This is a genomic window from Pedobacter psychrodurus (assembly GCF_032678585.1).
Classification (GTDB): Bacteria; Bacteroidota; Bacteroidia; order Sphingobacteriales; family Sphingobacteriaceae; genus Pedobacter; species Pedobacter psychrodurus_A.
The window spans coordinates 1-23,272 of sequence record NZ_JAVTSN010000021.1 but is presented as its reverse complement, the minus strand read 5'-3'; the positions used below and the strand labels follow the sequence as shown (position 1 = coordinate 23,272).

19 protein-coding genes are annotated in these 23,272 nt (G+C 38.4%); 8 read left to right on the top strand and 11 right to left on the bottom strand.

Translation table 11 applies throughout. The features are described 5' to 3' along the window. Nucleotides 1–23 precede the first annotated feature (23 nt). The 3 genes from R2S57_RS14870 to R2S57_RS14860 all read right to left on the bottom strand — a co-directional run bounded on the left by R2S57_RS14870 (nt 24) and on the right by R2S57_RS14860 (nt 2,499). Nucleotides 24–101, bottom strand: a complete 78-nt coding sequence (locus R2S57_RS14870; protein ID WP_082035969.1) for a potassium-transporting ATPase subunit F — start codon at nt 99–101, stop codon at nt 24–26. Nucleotides 102–774: 673 nt separating this feature from the next. Further along, on the bottom strand, nt 775–1,875 hold the full coding sequence (locus R2S57_RS14865; RefSeq protein ID WP_316845742.1) for a M20/M25/M40 family metallo-hydrolase: 1,101 nt from the start codon (nt 1,873–1,875) through the stop codon (nt 775–777). 18 nt (nt 1,876–1,893) lie between these two features. Continuing rightward, nucleotides 1,894–2,499, bottom strand: a complete 606-nt coding sequence (locus tag R2S57_RS14860; RefSeq protein ID WP_316845741.1) for an N-acetyltransferase — start codon at nt 2,497–2,499, stop codon at nt 1,894–1,896. A gap of 366 nt (nt 2,500–2,865) precedes the next feature. Here R2S57_RS14860 and R2S57_RS14855 point away from each other — a divergent pair, with 366 nt between their 5' ends. From R2S57_RS14855 to R2S57_RS14840, 4 genes are all read left to right on the top strand, one after another. Further along, entirely contained in the window at nt 2,866–4,242 is a 1,377-nt protein-coding gene (locus R2S57_RS14855; RefSeq protein WP_316845740.1) for an aspartate kinase, read from the top strand. A gap of 170 nt (nt 4,243–4,412) precedes the next feature. Then, nucleotides 4,413–4,610: a hypothetical protein gene (locus R2S57_RS14850; protein ID WP_316845739.1), complete on the top strand. Its 198-nt coding sequence runs from the start codon at nt 4,413–4,415 to the stop codon at nt 4,608–4,610. A gap of 88 nt (nt 4,611–4,698) precedes the next feature. Beyond that, a complete protein-coding gene (locus R2S57_RS14845) occupies nt 4,699–5,328 on the top strand; it encodes a Crp/Fnr family transcriptional regulator (RefSeq protein WP_316845738.1) in 630 nt (209 codons plus the stop codon). 87 nt (nt 5,329–5,415) lie between these two features. Then, nucleotides 5,416–6,276, top strand: a complete 861-nt coding sequence (locus R2S57_RS14840) for an AraC family transcriptional regulator (RefSeq protein WP_316845737.1) — start codon at nt 5,416–5,418, stop codon at nt 6,274–6,276. Between the two features lie 49 nt (nt 6,277–6,325). Here R2S57_RS14840 and R2S57_RS14835 read toward each other — a convergent pair whose 3' ends face one another. The 7 genes from R2S57_RS14835 to R2S57_RS14805 form a co-directional block, all read right to left on the bottom strand. Then, nucleotides 6,326–6,976, bottom strand: coding sequence for an HD domain-containing protein (locus R2S57_RS14835; protein WP_316845736.1), 651 nt, complete (start codon nt 6,974–6,976; stop codon nt 6,326–6,328). A 100-nt stretch (nt 6,977–7,076) separates the two neighbouring features. Continuing rightward, nucleotides 7,077–9,563: a TonB-dependent receptor family protein gene (locus tag R2S57_RS14830; RefSeq protein ID WP_316845735.1), complete on the bottom strand. Its 2,487-nt coding sequence runs from the start codon at nt 9,561–9,563 to the stop codon at nt 7,077–7,079. Nucleotides 9,564–9,660: 97 nt separating this feature from the next. Next, a complete protein-coding gene (locus R2S57_RS14825; protein WP_316845734.1) occupies nt 9,661–10,755 on the bottom strand; it encodes a M56 family metallopeptidase in 1,095 nt (364 codons plus the stop codon). Between the two features lie 3 nt (nt 10,756–10,758). Next, entirely contained in the window at nt 10,759–11,127 is a 369-nt protein-coding gene (locus tag R2S57_RS14820; RefSeq protein WP_316845733.1) for a BlaI/MecI/CopY family transcriptional regulator, read from the bottom strand. Between the two features lie 149 nt (nt 11,128–11,276). Continuing rightward, complete coding sequence (locus tag R2S57_RS14815) at nt 11,277–12,245, bottom strand: phosphatidylinositol-specific phospholipase C (RefSeq protein WP_316845732.1); 969 nt, start codon at nt 12,243–12,245, stop codon at nt 11,277–11,279. Nucleotides 12,246–13,042: 797 nt separating this feature from the next. Further along, on the bottom strand, nt 13,043–15,445 hold the full coding sequence (locus R2S57_RS14810; RefSeq protein ID WP_316845731.1) for a hypothetical protein: 2,403 nt from the start codon (nt 15,443–15,445) through the stop codon (nt 13,043–13,045). A gap of 46 nt (nt 15,446–15,491) precedes the next feature. Further along, the gene (locus R2S57_RS14805; RefSeq protein ID WP_316845730.1) at nt 15,492–16,487 is read right to left on the bottom strand and encodes a RagB/SusD family nutrient uptake outer membrane protein; all 996 of its coding nucleotides are present in this window, start codon (nt 16,485–16,487) and stop codon (nt 15,492–15,494) included. A gap of 176 nt (nt 16,488–16,663) precedes the next feature. Here R2S57_RS14805 and R2S57_RS14800 point away from each other — a divergent pair, with 176 nt between their 5' ends. From R2S57_RS14800 to R2S57_RS14785, 4 genes are all read left to right on the top strand, one after another. Next, complete coding sequence (locus R2S57_RS14800) at nt 16,664–17,965, top strand: hypothetical protein (RefSeq protein WP_316845729.1); 1,302 nt, start codon at nt 16,664–16,666, stop codon at nt 17,963–17,965. Nucleotides 17,966–18,120: 155 nt separating this feature from the next. After that, nucleotides 18,121–19,245: a glycosyltransferase family 87 protein gene (locus tag R2S57_RS14795; protein ID WP_316845728.1), complete on the top strand. Its 1,125-nt coding sequence runs from the start codon at nt 18,121–18,123 to the stop codon at nt 19,243–19,245. Then, a complete protein-coding gene (locus tag R2S57_RS14790; protein WP_316845727.1) occupies nt 19,238–20,170 on the top strand; it encodes a glycosyltransferase family 2 protein in 933 nt (310 codons plus the stop codon). The genes R2S57_RS14795 and R2S57_RS14790 overlap by 8 nt, the downstream gene beginning before the upstream one ends. A 1-nt stretch (nt 20,171) precedes the next feature. After that, a complete protein-coding gene (locus tag R2S57_RS14785; protein WP_316845726.1) occupies nt 20,172–20,951 on the top strand; it encodes a polysaccharide deacetylase family protein in 780 nt (259 codons plus the stop codon). Between the two features lie 157 nt (nt 20,952–21,108). On the opposite strand, the gene R2S57_RS14780 is transcribed toward R2S57_RS14785, so the two are convergent. Then, nucleotides 21,109–22,869: a S8 family peptidase gene (locus tag R2S57_RS14780; protein WP_316845725.1), complete on the bottom strand. Its 1,761-nt coding sequence runs from the start codon at nt 22,867–22,869 to the stop codon at nt 21,109–21,111. Nucleotides 22,870–23,272 lie beyond the last annotated feature (403 nt).

The window sequence follows — 23,272 nt, the reverse complement described above, 5'->3', positions numbered from 1 at the left end:
TTGTCCCCCTAAAGGAGAAAGGATTAAAATTTTTCGGGTTTGATCAGCACGTAGATCATATAGATAAATACGGCGATGGCGATAATAAATAATGCGATCATAGTGTTAGATTTTTTCGAACCAGTCGATTGATTTGTAAGTAGCCCAGCAGAGCAGAATTAGGATTAAAAAAATAAGTATTGTCATGATTGTATTGCTTTTGCATGCCATTAGCCAAACTTATACCACAAAAGACAAAAACATCATAATTGATTGATTAACAATACATTAAACACAATATATTTTTCTTAATTTAAATCAGGCATAAAAAAACCCTTCCATTTTGGAAAGGTTTTTTTCATTTGGGAAAAATTTTAACTAGTTATATTCTTGTCATTCTGAGCACAGCGAAGATTCTCTGACATATGAAATACGGAAACCCAAGCTAGTCCAAGAAACCTTTAGTAAGCTTATGGCTAGTAAAAGAAAAATCCCTTATTGCATCCGATAGTTACAGGATCATAATGACAAAAGAATAGATCCTTCGACTACGCTCAGGATGACAACCGTGATTGGGATTACTAGTTATAATTTGTGAGTCTAATCTCCAATACGCCCGGTTGATCCGATAGCTATCGAATTTGTTTCAGCATCTATAATGCTAAAGCAATTTAATTCCATGTTTCTGAGTCTCCGTGGCAAAAAAATAAGGCGGGCAAAAAATTAAAGTCTTAGCGGGACGCTAAGACCAGGATATAGGTGCTGTGTTTCATCGCATTGGGATTCTTCACTGCTTCAGAATGACAGCGATTCAAGCAAACTGATGTAAATATCAATCCCTTCTTCAATTTCTTCGATGCCGATAAATTCATCAGCAGTGTGCGAACGTGCAGAATTGCCTGGCCCCATTTTTATCGATGGCATATCCAGCCAGCCTTGGTCGGAGCTTGTTGGAGAAAGGTATGTTTTTCTACCCAACACAAGCCCAGCCACAACCAGGGGATGAAGGATATCGATAAAAGATGGTCTTAACACGTTCGGGCGCAATGTAAAATGGCATGAGGTATGGTTGATGATCGTGTTTACAATCTCTCTTTCGGTATAATTATGATCGAAACGGATATCTACCGTAAAGCTACATTCAGCCGGAACAATATTATGCTGAATCCCAGCCTTAATTTCGGTAATTGACATTTTTACGGGCTGTGGTTCACCATCCATGATCGGAAACAAATAACTCCTAAACCATTCGATATCTTTAAGGGCATGGTAAATGGCATTATCGCCCTCTTCTCTTGCCGCATGTCCCGCACGCCCTTTCGAAACACAGTCGATCACCATCGAACCTTTTTCGGCAATGGCCATCTGCATGCCCGTTGGCTCACCAACAATGGCAAAAGAAATTTCTTTAAGATCGTCCAGTATACTTCGGATACCCAATTCGCCCGAGGTTTCTTCTTCAGCAGTTGCGGCCAAACAGAGATTGAATGGGAGGTCTTTCCGGTTAAAAAAATACAAAAAAGTGGCGGTTAAGGCCACCAATGGCCCTCCGGCATCGTTACTGCCCAAGCCATGTATTTTTTCATCCTCAATAGCTGGATCAAAGGGATCCCGTGAGTACTGCCCGTTAGGTTTTACCGTATCGTGATGGGAATTTAAAAGGATGGTGGGTTTTGATCCCTCCATATATTTATTGTAACACCAGATATTATTGTGTTTCCTAAAAGTGTTTATGCCATGCTGGTTTAAAAAAGATTCAATATGATCGGCAGTAAGCATCTCCTCACCGCTAAAAGAAGGAATAGAGATTAAGGTAGAAAGGAGTTCGAGCGATTCCTGATAAAGGTGGTTAAGATCGGGACCTTCGGTAAGATGTATTTTACTTATGGTATTCATGATGATATAATAAGCTGATTAAGAATGTGCTATTTCCTGATAGATTTCGGTTTGCTGATACACAACAGGCTGTGCATCTATAAAATATTCCGGGTCGAAGAGCATGGCCGTACAGAGACAGTTGCATTTTTTCTTGCCTTCCAGAATATCATAGTTCACGCAGCTTTTGCAACCTTCCCAAAAACCTTCATCATGGGTGATCTCAGCAAAACTGACCGGAAGAAAACCAAGTTTCGCGTTCATCCGCATAATGGCAGGACCGGAGGTAATACTAAAGATTTTTGAATTGGGGTATAATCTTCTCGACATGTTGAAGATCTTGTTCTTGATGGATCTGGCTACGCCAGAGTTCCTGAATTTTGGTACTACAATAAGCCCCGAGTTGGAAACAAAGCGGTCGTTTTCCCAGGTTTCGAGGTAAGAAAAACCAACCCATTCTCCGGTATTGGTTAAAGCAATAACCGCTTTGCCAGCTGCCATCTTCTCTATTACCGACGGTACCGTTCTTTTGGCAATCCCCGAACCTCTTGCAAGGGCAGATTTTTCTGTTTCCTGTATAATTTCTTCTGCGTAATGCGCATCGCTCTGATTGGCAATGCGGACAAAAATGATCTGGTTATCCATGATAATTAAATTTCATGCCAGGCCTATCACAAAGTGGATGCCTTAAAGGTGTTGTAATGGCCAAATATTGGTTTAAACAATGTTGTAAGCGGCTATTTTTTTTCTCAGAACATATTATTCTATCGGAACCTTACCAAAATGGAAAGGTTAATTTCATTATGACAAGGCATTCGTTACCTGAATTAACTTTGATGACAAAGCAAAAAAATTACAGATATTATCTGGCATTCACCATTCTTCAAAAAAACATGCTTCAGCCATAAATGGAAGAAGATTTCTCTGATCTAATCGACCAACTAAAGTCTTCTAAATAATTTAAAGTAGTTATTTGGCACATCAATGGTAGATCAGCAAAAAAAAACTAGTATGTTAACGGTAGAAAAAATAGGGGGTACTTCTATGTCGGCCCTCGACGTGGTAATTAAAAATATTATTCTTTATGGAAGAAAACCAGAGGAACTTTATAATAGGGTATTTGTAGTATCTGCATTTGCCGGGGTAACAGATCTGTTGCTCGAAAACAAAAAAAACGGTGCCCCTGGCATTTACCACAAAATCTGTAAACACCAGGATTTCCGTGTACCCATGCAGGGACTGATCGGTGAACTTAAGTTGATCAACATCAGGTATGTCCCATTGGGATTAAATCTTGCAGAAGCAGATCTGTTTGTAGAAAAACATGTAAAAAAAGCACTCGAATATCTGGAGAACCTTGTCAATATTCTATCATCGGGTTATGTAAACAAAAGTGGAATCCTTCTTGCTGCGAGAGAAATATTAGCCTCCATTGGCGAAAGCCATTCTGCATTTGTGCTCAGCAATATCTTAGAAAACCAGCATATTAGTATAAAAAGGATAGACCTGGGTGGTTTTGATGATCATGATTCATTAACAATAGACCAAAGGATAAAACGGGCATTTAAGGAAGTACCGCTTGCCAGAACCATCTGCATTGTAACCGGATATACCAAAGGAACAGAAGGCATCATGCGCGAATTTGACCGTGGGTATTCTGAAGTAACCTTTAGCAAAATCGCCGAAATCCTTCGCCCTGATGAAGCCATCATCCACAAGGAATATCACCTATCAACTGCCGATCCAGCGATTGTTGGCCAGGAAAACTGCATTCCGGTTGGCTATACCAATTACGATATCGCCGATCAGTTGGCTGATGTGGGTATGGAAGCCATCCATCCTTCGGCATCCAAACCACTCGAAATGAAAGGGATCAGTCTGCGCATCAAAAACACTTTTGATCCCGCACACAGCGGAACCCTGATTACGAAATCCTATCTCTGCGAGCAAAAAAGGATAGAGATGATTACCGGAACGGATAAGTTAATCATGATCGATGTTTACGATGCGCTAATGGTTGGCAGTGTGGGCAGCGACCTAAAGGCGATGCAGATTTTCGCCAACCACAACATCTCTTACACCTTTAAAACTACCAGTGCAAACAGCATTTCCACTTTGATCTGGGAAAAAGATTTTCATAAAAGCCTGATTTCCGATCTTGAAAAAGAATTTGAAAAAGTGATGTTCGAAAAAGTGGCTATTGTGTGTTTATTGGGTTCCAATATCGATCAGCCAGGCCTATTGGCAAAAAGTGCTGCCGCGCTTACCACAAACGGAATTAACATCAAGAGTGCGGGTTTCGCACTTAGGAAAGTGAATATCCAGTTTATTTTGGATAGAGATGATTACAAAGCAGCTATTGTTGCCTTAAATAAATCAATGAGGTAAAATTGTATCCTCAGCATATCAATCGTCATGCTGAGGATGCTTATTAAGCCGAAAAATTAATTGATACCTTCTCATTTGTTGTATTTATACGTAAAATACTGATCAGCAGACAAAATTAAAACTTTGTGCGCATTTAAAACGTATATTCATCGAAGCCAAACAGGAATACAATGAGAAAAGGAATGGTAATGCGTATCGATCAATTAATTGGCTGCGGATTTATACAGGATGAAAACGAGCAGGAAATTGCATTTTGTTTAAAAAACACAGATGGCCACATTAAAATCGGTAATACTGTTGGATTTGAGATTGAACTCACCCAGCACGGGCTTATCGCCATCAATATTAAGCTACCAATACTCAGCTAAATGCAAAAAAGCAATTATTTTGATTGATTACCCCTGAAGATCATTATATTTCTTGAACCGTCGCTATCATTAACCTAAAGTTTATAACATGATGTTGAATCCCAACAAAATTTCTTTTGTATTGCCACTTATTCAGTATATGGAGCAATATCATCAGGTTTCGACCAAACTTATGGCTGAATATGAAAAACATTGTACATTGGTATATGTAAAAAAAAACAAATACATCCTGTCTCCTATCGATAACAATGCGGCACTTTATTTTGTAAAAAGTGGCATTGTACGTGGTTTTATAAAAGATGATAGCAAAGATATTACCACATGGTTCTGTTTCGGCAACAATATAGTAGGCGCAATCCGTCATCCAGATGGGGAAACCAAACATTCGCTCGAATATTTGCAGGCACTGGAGGATTGTGAACTGATACGGGTACCCTATACCTTGATTGAATATGCATACGCCAATTTTGAAGAAGCAAATGTGATTGGCCGAAAACTTTTGGCGCTTCATTATTATGCAGCATCAGAAAGATCTATCCTTGCACGGATACCTAATGCATTACGCAGGTACAGGCGACTAAAAGAAAGTAAAAAAATAGATCTGAACCGCATACCGCTCCGCTACCTGGCCAGTTATTTAGGCATGAGAATAGAAACCTTAAGTAGGATCAGAAGCAAGGAATTGCATAAAAAAGCCGATCATGATGTTGCAGTTTAAATGAGCGCATAAAGCCATAAATGTTTACCTTTGGGCCGCATCACAATATAGGTTAAATTGCCTGGGAGTATTAAATATCAGTACATCATGATAAAAGAAATTCTTCATGCAAAGTTGGAGAAAGAGATAAAAGATTCTTTTTCCATTGCCAACTTTAAGGATTATTTTAGCCTGGAGCCGATTGCATATCGGTTAAGCTATAACCGGATTTTATTAATCGCAAACGGAACTGGCGAAATTAATATCGATGATCAGGTTTTTCAGATTACCAATCACCAAATCTTTTTAATCGCAAAAGGACAGGTCATCAGATTGAATGCTGGAACGAATTTTTCGGGATTTGAGCTGAGTTTTGGCGATTGCTTTTGGGAACGAAGTCCGTCGAGTGCAAATAACTGTAAGGCTGTATTGTTCAACAATGCGGCAAACAATCAACAGTTATCTTTAACCGTTAAAGATCATGCTCATTTAAGTGTGCTTTTTGAAAGTTTATATACCGAGTTTAGCTCAGCAGATTATGTCAATAAATTAGATGCGATGGCGGCCTATCTAAAAATCATCATGATCAAAATTGCGAATGTAAACGCTGCACTCACAACCGGAATGGATAGTTATGAAAGTAAACTCTACCGGAATTTTATCGAATTGATCAGTGTACATTATCAAAGCTCGCATGAAGTTGCAGATTATGCCGGGCTGATGGGCATATCTGCAAGAAAATTAACCGAGCTTACCAAAAAATGCTGTGGCAAAGGCGCCAAAGATTTAATTAACGGACAACTTATCGCAGAAGCCAAGCGTGATCTACAATTTTCTTCGAGGCCTGTTAAAGAAATCGCCTACCAACTTAATTTCAGTTCACCTGATCAATTCAGCCATTTTTTTAAAAAGAATACCACCATTTCCCCTCAGGAATATAGAATGCGCTTTGTAAATATTGGCTTTTAGATTAAAATGGTAAGCATCGATCTGATTACAACACTTACCATTTCAACTATTATTCACTCCATGGAGAATGTAAGATACAATCGCAAAAGTTTTTACGGTGGAAATTAGGGATCATATAGGCACAAACATCTGCTTTGATGTTGCCAAAAGTGGTTTCGGTTTTATGTTCGAAACCACTAAAAAATGTTGGGATGATCTGTTTCTTAAAATCATTACGCGGAAAAGCGTCTACAATGGCCAAGCGATCGGATTCGGAAAGGTTTTCGTAACCCTCGCCCATTACATCAAGCCCTACACCACTGTACATGAGTGCCACTTCGTTTTCTTTGTGTTCGGCAATACCAATGGTGGTGTGTAAAGCAATGGTATCCCATACCAATTGTAATGAGGCTGCAGGCAGTCCATGACTTTTCAAAAAATCCCTAGCAGCATTTGCACCATCAACCTCAAAACGAAGGTCGGCACTGCTGTATTTTTTGGTTAGGCCCAGGTCATGAAATACCGAACTTACATAAAGCAATTCTGCATCATATTCAAGATTGTTTCTTTTTCCATTTAGCGAGGAGAAAAGGAAAACCCGCAGGGAATGGTTATAAATAAATTCTGTTCCATGTTCCAACAAAAGTTCGGTTGCCTGCTTGGCAATGGTACTATCGGGAATGGCAATCCCAGCGACTGATTTTGGCTTAATAACTGACATATCTTTAAATTTTATAGGCAAAGTTAGCCCCATAAAAGAGTCTGTTATTGTTAAAAACCGACAAGCGCATGTTAATTTATGCGGCACAAAACATTCAATTTTAATTTTCATTCAAATTGGTCCGTTTTCTTTCTTCTTCTGCGGCATTGCCCTTTTTGATGTTTTTAACCGTTCCACCAAAGCTATAGCTCATGTTTAGTTTAACCATTCTTGTTTCGAACTGATTCTGCCACAATTGCATTACGGGACCACTATTTTGTTGATATATGTTTTTATAAGATTTAAAAATATCGACGAAATTTAGCTGAACATATGCTTTTTTAGAAAGAAAACTATAACGTGTGCCTGCTGTTAGGTAGGTATATGGGTTATTGACAATATTACGTTCCATACTTTTACCCCTGTAGTTAAACAATACCGATATTGAAAAATTCTTTGTTAGCGAAAAACTATTGTAAGAAGTAGCGGATAAAGCTGTAATTCCATAATTCTGCAATAGCGCTCCATTTAATTCACCTTTAAACGATCTTCTGGATAAGGTAAGGACGGTAGATGTAAATAAGTATGGCAATACCTGTTTGTTGTATGCCATCTGGGCTGATTTATAACCTGAATAATCAGCATTACCCGGCTTTACCGATACCACTCCATTTCCAAGTGGAACACTTATAGAAGTAAAATCATCCAGGCTTAAACTATAGGTAAGGCCAAACCAAAAATCGTTTTTATAGCTATAATAAAATTCGGCATTATAAGCTTGCACCGGTAATAGATTAGGATTACCCTGCTGCAGATTACTCGAGCTGACAATACGCTCCAGTGGATTTAGATTTTCATATCCTGGCCGCTCAATCCTTTTATTAAGACCTAATGATAAACTGTGGTTTTTCGAGATTTTGTAATCGCCATGAAATGAAGGAAAAATATTAAAATAATTCCTACCGATTGCTCCCATGCCATTTTGCTGATTGCCCTTGCCCCACGTATGTTCGCCACGAAGCCCAAGTTGATAAGAAAACTTCTTCGCGTTTCGGGCATAGGTGATGTAGGCAGCCGAAATATTTTCGCGGTAAAGAAATGTATCTGATTGATCTATACCTGAAGAATTAGATCCGGATAATGCAATAAGCGATTTATTTGAATTATCAGATACCACATAACTGGTCTTTACCCCCATCGTTACCTCTTTACCTTTTGCCATAGGATGTGTATAATCCATTTTTAAAGCATATACATCAAATACCCTATCCTGTTTAAGTATACTGGGTATCTCAGAAATAATATTTCCGTTTTCGTATAAGTCGATTGTTCTATTATCCTGGGCATTAATGTTACTGTACCGATAATAATCAAAGTCTGTGCTAAATTGTCTTCCCGCAGTATCAATCTGCCGTTGGAGACGAACTCCTGAAGAAAAGTTTGTAGATCGGGTATCGGCAAGATTAAGGAAATTTGATCCAGCAGTAAAATTACCGGAGGGGCCAACAGAACGGATATCGGCTTTAGCATCCTTTTCAAAAAGCTGGTAACCTGGCTTAATGGAGGCAGATAAAGTCGTTTTCTCCGAGAGATAAAGATCTAATCCTAAATTGGGTGTATAATTGGTACTCTTCCTTACACTAGTAAGCTTAGAAACAGAGATTCCCGTAACACTCGCAGCGGGATCAAGGAAAGTAGAGGTAATATCACTGTTGTTAAAATAGCGGTTATCATTATAATCCATAGTAAGCAACACGTTATAAGCTTTGCCTTTGTAATTCAGATTCAGTCCCCCATTAACTTTACCATATTGGCCTTTACCCACGCCACTATACACATTTCCATTTAAACCTGCTTTGTAATTCTTTTTACGGATAATATTGATGATGCCTCCATTTCCTGCTGCATCATATTTGGCCGATGGTTGCGCTATAAGCTCTACTTTTTGGACGGATGAAGATGAAATTCCCCTTAGCATGCCAACAAGGGCATCTGCAGAAAGTGTAGTGGCTTTCCCATCTATATAAATCTGCACATTTCTGCCATTCAAACTTAAACGGTCATCTGGCGTAACAGTAACGCCTGGCAATTGGTTCATCACGTCCATAATTGGCGCACCAGCACCAAGACCATTAAGATTGATTACGATTTTATCTGCCTTGCGTTCTACAAAAGGAAGTGCAGAAATAACATTAAGAGTGCCGAGCTGTTTGGCTTCGGGTTTTAACTGTACAAGGCCCAGGTCGATCGTTTCATTATTTAAAACTTCAAAAACTTTTGAATTTCCAATACTATAACCCATCATTTTTGCTTCTACGAAATACTTTCCTGTCGAATGTATTGTAAACAAAAAATTCCCTTTTTCATCTGAAAGCAGGTGCTGTACGGTAACTGAATCTGTACTTCGCTTTAAACTTAACTGCGAAAAAGGAAGTGGCAAACGGCTTTCATCAATTACGGTACCTTTTAGCTGTACATGAAGTGGTTGTCCAAAAGTAACAACAGGGTTTAATAGCAAAAGAAAAACCAGAAAACTCAGACCGTTTCTTAAAAAGTTTGATTTTGAAAATAGCATGGTGATGTCAGGATTAAAATTTAATCCAAACATAAAACTAATTTATTAGTCAAACAACTAATAATTTAGATATTTCAACTAATAAATTAAATATACAGACAATAAACTATATAACAATTTGATTATCAGCTTAAAAATTAATTCCAATATGATATGATGACCTTATTTTTTTTCCATTTTGTATTGCAGGCTCCCATCTAGGGCTTTGGTGGATCATGCGGATAGCTTCATCATTACTTAACTGATCTAATCCCTCAACAATATTTTCGCCTGTAATACTCCCGTCTGTTTCTACAATAAAACCGACAATTACTTTTCTTTTTTTCCCGTTGGTTTTCTTAGCTGTGTGGATCAGATAAGATCTAAATGCAGGAAAGCCTCCAGGGAGACTGGCCAGTCGATCCAGTTTATTGGAAATGGAGAAATCTGTTGCTCCAAACGAAGAGCATAACATCAGCATACCAATCAGAGGTAGGCACAATGCATATTTCCATAAAGCACTTTTTGCAGATCTTTTTTTCTGTAACATGGCAATTCTTGCCTTCAGCTCTGAAGGTGTAAAAAAAGTATTGGCCAGTTTAGCGTTTGCTTTAAAATTCTGGCAGAAGAGGATCATGGCATATTGCTTTTTACTTCCTGCAAGTTTGGCGGCGTGTTCATCTGCCAGATACTCATGAATAAATTTTATACTTATTTTGTAAAGGTAAATTACCGGATTAAACCAGAAAAAAACGGCGACCACGTTCATTAACAATACATCAATGGTGTGTAACTGTTTTACGTGGATAGATTCATGACCATCTATTACCTCTACTCCACTAAGTGTTAGGTCGATTACCTTCGTTTTCCAAAAAGAAAACGCGACACCATTTTCAGGCCTTTTAAGTGCTTTCTGTACCCTGCCCAATTTGATCACAAGCATTACGCCACTAAACAGTGTTCCAGCCCAATAGATGAGCAAAAACCCATTCACTTTTTGGTCAGAAACGGATGAGATGTATCCTTTTGCCGCTATAGAAATATCGGCCAGTGCAATATCGATCATCGGTAATCTAAATATGCTTGAGAGATCTATCAACGGAATCAATAGCGATAAAACTACCGCCGAAAGCAGATAGATCCTGTTAAATACAAAGAATGTTTCTCTTTTGAAAAGCACCAGATAAAAAAGGTAAAATACAATGAGCGATACATTGGCCCACAATAAATAAAATGATGCTGCCATACCCTAATCTTTAATCTGATCGATCATTTTAAGTATTTCCCCTGCATCTTTCATATCAATTTTCTTTTCACGGATGAAAAATGAAAACATATCCTGTACAGAGTTTGAAAAATAATTGCCTAGAAACTTATCCGCTTCGTGGCGCATATATTCTTCACGGCTGATCAAAGGATAATAACGGTGGGTTTTACCGAAAGCTTCAAAACCAATAACGCCTTTAGTCTCCAATATCCGGATAATAGTTGAAACGGTACTGTAAGCCGGTTTTGGATCGGGAAGTTCGTGAATAATCTCTTTTACAAATGCGCGCTCCAGCTTCCAAAGTACCTGCATCAGCTGGCTTTCTACTTTGGTTAAATCTTTAATGTCCATAGCAATAATTGATATTCAAATATCAGCTAAACTTTTAGCTATCACAACTAAATTACCTCTTAATATTTACTAAATACTATAAAACAAACGGCACACCCAATTGGATGTGCCGCCATGACCTGAACCAATAAATCAAAAATGGTTTAGGATTAGAAATTTGTGTTTACAATTAATTGACTACGGCTTGCGTCAACAAAATCAAGCGGAATTACCCCAAATCTGCCATGGGTATTATTGGTAAAAAATGTCGTGATTTTTGGATTAACAGAATTTGATACCGTGGTAATGCTTGGGATACTGAATATACCTGCTTTATAACCGCTTGCATAATTAAGATAAAGTTTGTTCGAAGTATCGTTTTTTGCTTCATTTAACAAGGTTTCTATTCTGGTCCATTTGGTATTTACGTCGTTAACGTTATAAAAATCCTGTACTTTTAAGTTGGCAGCAGCATTGTTGATGTCGAATGTGGTATTATCAGCCCAGGCAGTTGCATCGATCCCCTTGGGCGAAGCGCCAGAAAATCTTCTCAATAGTCTTATTTTTCCGCGGATACTGCCCAGGGTAGGAATGTTATTTCCTAAATCCCATTTACCAGGATTTTGTTGTACATAAGCATCAAAAGTTTGCTCAAAAGAACGGGTATTGTTCGATGGTGTATGCTCTTCTTTAACACTCATAATAATGGCTTCGGTTGGATGACTGTTTAAAAAGTTGATACAGGCATTCAATACGTCATTAAAATTAAGGTTTTGATAAATGGCACCGTGGTGAATGGCAAAAGCATTATCGATGTGCCTGCAACGGATATCCAGATAGCGTACACCAGCATTTAACTGATCGGCAATGCTCAAATTCTGACATTTGGCCGTACCTGCAACAGGCTCTATCATGGCTCCAGAATCGTGTGTACCAGGGATGGAAATCGCTGCGATACTGTTCTGATCGGCAAGTACGCTCATCCAGTTATTGAGCGAAAAGTTTGCTAATACCGAATTTGGATTTACATTCTCTTTTAATTTTGGACCTGAAAATTTTTCAGTCTGTTTTTCTTCTTTTTTACAGGCACTAATGGTTAATACCAGGGCCACAAAAAGTGATAGTTGTAATTTTCTCATAGTTTTAGGAAGATTGGTGATCTATTTGGTTCAGTGTCTTAAAGTTAGTAAAAGGTTTTACTAAATCGTTATACTTAACCATATAATAATGATTACTTAATTTCCTGACCATCAGAAACCATCATAGGTTGATAATTGGTTTAAAACCATCCAGCGAAGGCCAAAATACTGAACATCTGAGCCAACTTAGCACATCTAATAAAACCCTACCCTTTTCACTATCAGCTAAGCTGATGTTAGCTGCCTCTGGTGGCAAGTAAACTGATCCGAAAATAGGTGGTAAAAAATGTTTTAATATGAAAGAGGTTGTATAGTAAAAGAAATTTTTCCTTCAATTAGATTATATCATGTTAAGCCTTTTCGGAACACTTTAAAACATATTTTAAGGAAGTCCTTCGACTACATGTCCCGATTTCTCGACAAGCTTAAAGCGCATGGCTAGTAGCGATCGTTGTAAAGATTGCTTCGTCGGCTGAAAATGCCTTCTCGCAATGACGATTCGTCGTAGCTTATCACCGCAAAAAATATCCTCTATAATGATGAGTCATACTGTAGATGTAGGGTAACCGGATATATTAAAATAAAATACAAGGGCAGAAGCCCTTGTATTAATCGCGCAGAGTATCCCTAAACTTCGCTCCTAGATATTAATCATATCCAATTGAACTACAATAATACTTGCTATTGGAAGTAGATGATCATTTAAGCCCATCCATTTGCCATCCAAAAATATGAACGGCTAAAAAACTCGGAGTCAATGATATATTCCTTAATTAGTTTAGCAATGAAAGACCATTTTAGAAATATGTAAACGTTACTGTCGATCGGCAATCTTTATTTGCTACCGCTCTTATCCAATGGGCACTAAAACCATTTGGAAAATCATAATTTACAGTTTGACCGGCTTTGATTGAAAATGTTTTGTACGGATGGAAACCTGTTAAATCGAAATCAACTTCTAAGGTGATATCCACATCTTTATCGGCAGTAAGGCTTACTTTTTTACGATCATAGCCCGTCATTAAATAAGGCAGCGATGGTTCGTTGGCTTTTACAGTTGTATTTTTCCAAACGCCTCCCTCTCCAACTGGTTTACCCATTTTCCATAGGTCATCAATGCCACCATACCATAATCCATTGGTTTGATTGCCAAAATATTGTCCGTCAGGTTTAGCATCTTTTTTAGTTCCACTTAATACCAATAAACCCCTCCAGGTGCAAAAATCTATTATTTTTTTATTGTGAGTAGTAATGGGACGGATTGCATTAAAACCAGATTCGCGGCCAACCTCGTAAAAGGTACCCTGAACGTTCAACATAAAACGCTCCGATTCTACTTCCCGTTTATCGCGGTAGGGAAAAAGCTCATAATCTGCCGATCCTTTTGGCAAACGAAAAGTACCCGTTTTATCTTTGATGATCACGGAGGCATCGTCAACACTGTAGCTTTTATTCAAGCCCAATAATTTTTCCATTTGTGCAGTGCTATCTGCAGTATTGGTTAAAAACGATAATTTTTCGTCAATTTCCTGATATTGTTTTTGACCATTTGAAATATTTAGTACCTGAAGATTTTTGTTATAACCCGACGGGCGGATCAGATTCTCATGAATTGGATTTTTCTCTTTAATTCCAGCTAAAGCATTAAACATTTTATCCTGCCCCTCGTGCATTTTACCTGTAAAATGAAAAAATGCAGATGCTTTGCAGTCTTTGTTGGTTTTAAAACGAACCCAGGTTGCTTTAAAATCGGCAGGGAATATGAAATATTGGTAGGCATTAGCTGCAACGCTTATCTTTTTATAATCTTCCCATTTGTTATTACCCATTTTATCAATCTGGACTGTAAAAATTACTTGTTGATCTGACTTTTGAGCAAGATGTAATACCTTTTTACCAAAACCATTGACCAAGAATGGATCGGAAGGTACATTTGCCTTAACATCATCATTATCCCAGGGCCCTCCCCAACCCGTTGCGCCGCCCCAGTTTTTTAAATCATTCCATTGCCCAAACCAAAGGTTAGATTGTGCCCTCCCGGCCATAGGGTTTTCTAAAACGGTGGTTTCATCGGTAGAAACGACGATCTGATTGTTCCAGCTGCAAAAATCAGGGATGTAGCGTAGGTGACTATTTACAGCAGCGATGCCGCTACTGTTGGCTCTAGAAAAGGTTTTTGGAAAATCGTACATCATGCCATGCATATCCATCAACATCTTGCCATTACCAACCTCACGGATACGTGGCCACTCGGTATACCAGCCACCTCTATGGTCGTAGGTATGTGCCGCTTTAGGTAAACGGTAGGTATACCACTGTCCACCATCTAATAATTTTAACATCACCGAGCGTTTGTCCCAACCAATGCTCCACAATGGGCTTTTATCTGTCGGTGAACCATAAATACCACCAGGACCAGTAACATCTGTAAATTGCTTCCGTTCAATGATTTTCCAGGTTTTACCATCCCAGCTGGCCAAAACACCTTTTTCTTCATCGTTTTGAGGCACGTCGCCTACTTCAAGCATATTTTTCGTAAGCTTAAAAACGGCCTCTTCGCCATTATTGGCAACCACCAATTGTTTTTGTGCGGTATACGCCCCTTTACCATGCCAACCGGGAACAGGTTTGTTGAAGAGTTTTTTTACGGCTAGTGTATGTACATTCGTCTCGTATAACATCCCCTCCATATCATAAAAATAAACCATGTTAGCTGGGTCGGTAAGGTGGCGGGTGGTAGCGGTCATCCTGCCGGGCATCACCGAAAAAGGGATAACCCTAATCTTGCCTTTGTCATCAATAAAATAATTACTGGTAATAAGCTGGTTCGATTCTTTGTGGATCATCCTGTTTGCAGGAGTACCGCCAATACTTTCTGGATGGATGGTCACATTCAGGTTATTATCGATACTATATAACTTATCAGAACTCCCCTTTGGCATGTGTGGTGAATAAGTGACCATCCAAAGTTTGCCCGCCCAAGGGGTAATGGCGCCGATGCCATTTTCTCCTCCATCGCCATAACTTTTTGTTGCACCCGGTTTTAACCAGTTCTGTTTGTCCCAGCTTTCGTTAAATGTGGCTAAGTGCGGGTAAATCCCACTTACCTGTAAGGGTTTTGTTTGTGCACAGGTTAATTGTGCGGTAAAAATGGCACAACTGACGAATGCACCACATTTTAATATCAAGTTTCTTTTCATGTGTATAGTTTAAACAACCGAAAGCCTTCCTTCCGGCTATTAGATGTTAATAATTTGGGTTCTGTGTAAGTTTTGGATTTAATCTCACCTCGACAGCCGGTAAAGGCCATAGGTATTGTTTGTTCTTATCGAAACTTCGGGTAAACAAAATTTTCACATCGTTACCAAAGCCCGAATAATCGGCAATGCCATCATCATCTATTGGCGTTGTACCTGGAAACGGCCATTTTGCTCTGTTTTGATTTGCAGGATCTGGCAAACCAATTACAGGTTTGGTGAGTGCCTTTTCGGCCAGCTTCCATCTAATCAGGTCCATATAACGTAAGCCTTCAAATGCAAATTCTATCCTTCGTTCCCGTCTTACGATTTTTTTCAACTCGGTTAAATCTAGTGTTGTAACTGCCGGGTAGGAAGCCACCTGACTTGCTGGAACACCATAGGCCCTTGCCCGAACCATATTTAAGGCATTTAATACCGTTGCATCAGCCTGCCCAAGTTCAACTTTCGCTTCAGCATAGGTGATCAACATTTCTGCAAAACGCACAATAATAGCATCATTGTCTTCACTATGCGTATCAGACCAAGTCTGCTCCACGCCTTTTCGCCAAACAAAACCAGTAAAAGTGGCGAACGGCGCTACAGCACGGGTATCGTTATTGGCTACTTTTCGCCCCAGTTTATTACTCCAAACCTGAGTAGAATCGGGATGCGGGTTAAAATTATAGCCTAGCCAATAAGTATTAAAAGGAACAACAGTAGCAGCCAAACGTGGATCCCGGTTATCGAAAGGTTTTAGCGGATTGTATAAGGGCGATTCGTCGATCGGTTTACCATCTGTACATTCATAAGCATCAACCAGTTCTCTGGTTGGCATAGTGGCGGCAAAACCACCAGCATTACGGGTTAAAATATCATCGGGCACGCTTGATACTTTTTGAGTCTGATCGCGTGGTATACTCAGAATAATTTCAGCACTTTGCTCGCCACCACGTGCATAACAAGTGCATAAAAAGAACGCAATCAGGAGTAGTTTTTTTTTCATTAAATTTGGTTAGTTTTATAAAAAATAGTTTGTTTTGCAGCGGGTGATTTTTTTTCATCCCGTTTGCTTTTATAAACTTAGGCAATGATCTATAACTCAAAACACTAACCATTTGTACAAATATTTGCCAATATTATTGACAAGTCAACAAATTAAAAATCAGCCAGTTAAAACAAATGAATAACGAGTTTGTACAAGCCGAAAATTCTGTTTTTTTTAAACAGCTAGACATTTGCTGTAAAAAAGTTGCCAGGGAGATCAGTGAAAAAAGCATTTCGGAATGGAAAAATAGCGATTACATCAAACTCAGTGGTTTACTCCATCGCAAAACAAAAATTCATTTGAGTGAAAATACGCTCAAGCGCATTTTTGGAAAGCTTAAAACCTCTACCCGTTATTACCCTCAAAAAGCGACAAGAGATGCCCTTGCACAATTTATAGGTTTTAGAGATTGGTACGAATTTGAGCTGTTACATCCTGTAAATGAAAAGGAGACTTTCGCCACATTTACCGCTGAGCCAGATACAAAACCAATCGAACTAAAGGCCAAAAATAAAAAATTCGTCTATTTTGCATCCGCCTTTATCCTTGTTGTAATCGCTTTTGGCTTTTGCTATCTCTTCATCAACAAAGATGAAATAACCAATGTTAAATTAACCTGTTTAAATCCTGAAGGCAAAAGCCCGCATTCTGCTATTTTTAAGCTTAATGTTAGCGGCAATTTGCCCGACGATCCATCAACTTTTATCATAGATTTCGGGGACGATAAAACTAAACGTTCAGCTGCTGCAAACGAGGTTGTTAACCATTATTATGAAACCCCTGGAAGATACTTCCCGATATTATACCACAAAAACACGCCAATAGATACCACTTATGTGTATCTCCAAAGTAAGGGATGGGATATTATTACCACCATGCAAAATGATACCACTAGAGTATATCCCATACCAAGGAAAATTTCTATTGTACCCGATTATCATGTCAGCACCAAAGAATTAATAAATGCCGGTGTTGATACGAACAAGACCTTTTTCGTATCCTTTGCCAATGTACGGCCAACACACATCAGTGCCGATAATTTTGAATTTAGTGCCGATATTAAAACTTCGGCAGAAAGGCCGGGTGTTCGCTGTTCGCAAACAGATATCATCATATATGGCGAAAGAGCTTATCATTCGCTAAGCATTATCAAACCCGAATGTATTGCATGGAGCTTCTATCAATTTTCGGAAATGATTAAAAAAGGGGATAAGAGTGATTTGAGGGAATTTGGCCATGATCTTACCAATGGCGGCAAGGTCAAATTGAGGATAGAAAATCAACACGTCGTTCTTTTTATTGATGAAAAGGAAATTTTTAAAACCACTTACCGTCAGGCCATCGGGAAATTAATGGGTGTCAAGATCCGTTTTGCCGGAATTGGTTCTTTCAAAAACTTTAGCTTGGCAGATTTAAAAACTGGAGAAAAATTTTAACTAACCATTGTTAGAAATCAAACTTTAAACCATAAAAAGAATAGTTCATTCTGCGAACTGTTAAAATAGTTATATTAGCGGCACTAATCATAATGAACACTTCCGCAAAAACTAGTCTAACTAAGCTATACGCGTTTCTTTTAAAAAAGCAATGTGTGTTTGCCATTTACCTCATTTTGGCCATTATAGCAGGATATAAACAGTATCATCACCACTCCTATAACAATTATCTGATTTTTAAATATGTGTATTGGCATACCACAGATTTACAGAATTTATACCATAATTACCCAGAATATTTTGACAGCAACCACTATGGACCAGTATTTTCAATTTTTATAGCGCCTTTTGCCCTATTGCCTGATGGATTCGGCTGTATCCTTTGGAACATGGCCAATGTATGCATATTGCTTTGGGGAATTTATAGCCTGCCCATTTCAATTAACAAACGCACGATTATTGCCTGGATCTGTGCGCACGAAACCTTAACCGCACTTTTCAGCTTTCAGTTTAATATTGCCTTAACTGGGATTATATTACTCAGTTTTGCTTATCTCATCAAAAAGAAAGAAATACAATCGGCATTTTTCATCGCTTTTGGCACATTGGTTAAACTATATGGCATTGTTGGCCTGGCATTTTTCTTTTTCAGCAAGAACAAGTTAAAATTCATTTTAGGCTGTTTTATTGCTTTTGGCGTGCTCTTTGCGCTGCCCATGGCCATTTCATCCCCCGCGTTTGTTATTCAGTCTTATGGAGATTGGTACCATTCCCTCGCCCATAAAAATGATTTAAATGCCTCATTAACTTCCTTTCAGGACATTTCTTTAATGGGGATTGTGAGAAGGGTATCAGGCGATGTAAGTATCCCGAATACACCATTTTTATTGGGTGGATTGGTGTTGTTCGGTTTACCTTATTTACGGATTGATCAATATAAACATTTAGGTTTTAGATTAATGCTGTTGGCATCTACACTGATATTTACAGTGATATTTAGCAGTGGATCAGAATCGCCAACCTATATTATTGCATTTGCAGGTGTTGCCATTTGGTTTATCGTTCAACAGAAACCCAAAAAAGGATGGATAATTGCCCTGTTTATTTTTGCTTTTATCATAACCAGTTTATCGCCAACTGATATTTTCCCAAGGCCTGTTAAAGAATTTATTCGTCTATATTCGCTTAAAGCCCTACCTTGCGTGATCATTTGGCTAACCATAATCTATCAAATGATGAAAGCGGATTTTGAATCTTATCTGATTGCCGAAAATGAATAAATTAGTTTCTATAGTAATCCCTGCCTACAACGAAGCCGATAATATTTTTGTAATAGCCGAAAGTATTAAAAACGTTTTTTCGACAATCAATTACGATTATGAAATTATCCTGGTTGATGATGGAAGTGCCGATCATACCCTCAAGAAAATAAAAGATTACGCTTCAACAGCAGAAAATATATTTTTCCTCGAATTTTCTAAGAACTTTGGTCACCAATTGGCTGTAAAAGCGGGTATGGACCATGCTTTCGGCGACTGTGTAATTTCTATGGATTGCGATATGCAACATCCTCCAGAACTGATTCCGGAAATGTTACAAAAATGGCAGGAAGGTTTCGAAGTTGTGTATACTATTCGTGAGGAGGATAAAAGTTTATCAAAGGGTAAAAGAAATTCCTCTAGCCTATTTTATAAAACCTTAAACTGGTTATCTGACATTGATCTGGAACCAGGGGCAGCCGATTTCCGTTTGCTCGATCAGAAAGTAGTTACAGTATTTAGGAATTTCCATGAAAACGAACCCTTTCTGCGTGGTTTGGTAAAATGGCTTGGTTTTAAACAGTTTGCCATCAGGTATAATCCGGCTGCACGTTTCTCAGGAAAAAGCAAATATACCCTTAAAAAAATGCTGAGACTGGCGCTTCATGGTGTTACTTCTTTTAGCATAAAACCATTGTATACCGCCGTTTATTTAGGTTTTATTCTTTCTTTTGCTTCTGTGCTGTATGTACCATACATTATCTACGCTTTTGTAAACCACGTAGAAGTATCTGGCTGGGCTTCGGTAATTATGACCATTGTGTTTTTTGGAGGGCTACAGCTTATTATTTTGGGCATTATAGGCATTTATGTAGGTAAAATGTTTATGCAGTCTAAAAACCGTCCTAATTATATCATCCGTTCAACAAATATTCAACAAAAATAAAATGGTACTGTTAAGTTTTGATATTGAAGAGTTTGATATGCCTTTCGAGTATGGAAAAGACATTGCTTTCGAAGATCAGATTGCCATTTCGAGGACTGGAACCATCGCCATTTTAGACATTCTGGATAAGTATTCGGTGAAAGCTACCTTTTTCTGCACCGTTACCTTTGCAGAAAATATTCCTGATCTGATTAAACGGATTACCGAAACAGGCCACGAACTCGCTTCGCATGGTTATTATCATTCTGATTTCAAACCCGAACATTTACTGCAATCTAAACTAAAGCTCGAAGAACTTTCTGGCAGACAAATTACCGGTTACCGCATGGCCAGAATGATGCCTGTGGATGAAAAGGAGATTGAAAAGGCTGGATATACATATAATACCTCCATTAACCCAACCTATTTACCTGGCCGGTATAATAATTTTAATATTTCGCGAACCCATTTTATTAAAGATAACGTTTTACAGATTCCTGCATCTGTGAGTCCGTTAGTTCGTTTTCCATTATTCTGGTTATCCTTTCATAATTTACCCTTAAGCATTTATAAAACTTTAGCCAGCTGGACCTATAAAAAAGACAATTACCTGAATATCTATTTCCATCCATGGGAATTTACCGATTTAGATGACTTTGAAAGGTTTGGCTTTCCGGCTTATGTAAGAAAAAATACAGGTACAAAAATGATCGAACGCATGGAAGTGCTCATTTCGTGGATGAAGGCTAAAAATTATCCCTTTGGTACCTTTCAGGACTTTATTAAGAACCTAGTTTCTTAGGATTTAGTAAATTCATTTTTCGTATGCCATTCAGGGCACTTACTGGAGTGTTTAGCCCTGGGCGAAGCGGTCCCGATTTTTCATCGGGATAGCGAAGCACCGGAACAAACTCTAATAGTTTTAATGATTCTGCGCTTCTTAAAAATAGCTTAAAAGTTTATTTATAACTTTCTGCCAACTTAAGTGCATTATAGGCATTTACTATTCCCCCACTAACACATATTTCGCTAAAAAGCACACGGGTGTTATCGCCCTTTTCATTTTTATATTTTATCTTGTGTGCAACTTTCGAAACAGATTTGATGATAATATCCCTTACCTGAGCTGGTTTTAGTTCTGGATAATAGCTCAAAATCAGCCCCGCTAAACCCGCAACAACGGGCGAGGCCATACTCGTACCATCAGCTTCTTCGTATTTATTGTCGGGCACTGTAGATTTGATCAAAAAGCCTGGGGCAAAAACATCAACGTTGTATTTACCATAATTAGAGAAGTCAGCTTTTAAGTTATCGTCATCTTTATAGGCACTTGCACCAACTTCGATCCAGTTAGTTGCGTGTGGCAAATTAAATTTAGCAGTATCTATCGGAACAGGCTTGCTTAAAGTAGAACGGTCGAAAGGTGGTCTCATGCCCATTCCGTTATTTTGTGCCATCGGTTTAGGTGGAGTAAAATCTGGTTTAGTAGGCTTTTTATTTGCCTCCTTGTAAACTTCAGCTTCTTTACTGTCATAAAACTTATTGGGATAATTTTCTTCGATGTCGTTATTCTGGTTATCGTTTCCGGCAGCGTGCACCAGCAATACGCCTTTTTGTTCCGCATATTTAACGGCAGAGTCTACCGCTTTTTTATTCCATTTATAACTTTTACCAAAACTCATGTTAATTACTTTGGCGCCATTATCTACGGCGTAACGGATACCATTGGCTACATCTTTATCGCGTTCATCTCCAGTAGGCACTACACGAATGGCCATAATACTCACGTTATTGGCTACACCCAAGATCCCTAACGAATTTGTACGGTCGGCACCGATAATACCTGATACATGCGTACCATGGAAAGCATCAGGTCCTTTTACATCATTATTGCCATAGTCTTTTTGATAAGCATTGTTATAATCGTCGCCCACCAGTTCTGCACGCATATCGTATTTAGGATTTAAGTTGTACTTTAGCATGGCATCGTACTGCTTATAGCCTTCTTTAATATTCTTATAGAATTTCTCGAAACTACCATCCTCTTTAGCGCCTCTTCTGATTATTGTTTTTACCTGTTCTTCAGTTTCGTCATCGGCTTTGTAGCGGTCAAGATCTTCCAGAGTAGGCATCTCCTTTTTATTGATCTTAGCAACAGAATCCAACACTTTATTAATGGCAATCAACACAGAAAAAGTATTACTGGCATCCTCATATTTCTTACCGAAATCGCCAACCATTTTTTTATACAGTTTGAATTCTTCTTTTTGCGCGCTATCTAAAGGTGTTAAATTGGTTGTGGATTGATATTTTGGTGTATAAATTCTCAGTAAACGAACCAATTCCAAATTATCGAACTCAAAATTACCTTTTTTAGATCCTATAAAATTCCAGCCATGAATATCATCGATATAGCCATTACCATCGTCATCAATTCCATTTCCGGGGATTTCTTTTTTGTTTGTCCATAAAACATGCTGAAGGTCTGGGTGATTGGTATCTACTCCGCCATCAATTACGGCTACGATAATGTTCTGTTTAGGTTTTTTATCTTTCAGCAGCTCACGGTAAGCTTTCTCCGTACTGATGCCAAAATATCCGTTTTCCAATAAATCGAGATTAAACCAATTTGCAGGAAGTTGTACATTTTTACTTTGAGCAAAAACGCTGAAGTTTATGCAAAAAATAAAAGCAAAAAAGGTCCATTTCTTTAGATTCACATTCATCATTATAATATGTACGTAATACTACAATAATACGGTTTTATTGCCTTGAGGATGAAAGATTTTACATTTTTTAACAAGAGAATTTAATCCTTTTTATTGGAGCGCGATACCTGTATGCCATAGGTTTGGTCCCGTCCTGCTGTCCGTTTTACTCTGCCAATAAAGAATTGGCTCCGTGCCACTTTCATCAGGGCTATTAAACCTGGCTTGGGGTGATGGAAGAAGGCAAATGTAAAATGGACGATGGAAAATCCTTGCGGAAATCAGTGTAATCTGCTGCTATAAGGTTCTGATATGCTAATTGGTAATCCTTTAAGTCCCTTAACTCTCAACTCTCTTAATCCCTTAATGGTGGAGAAATGGTAAAGATTATTAATAACGCGCTATAGCCCCTATT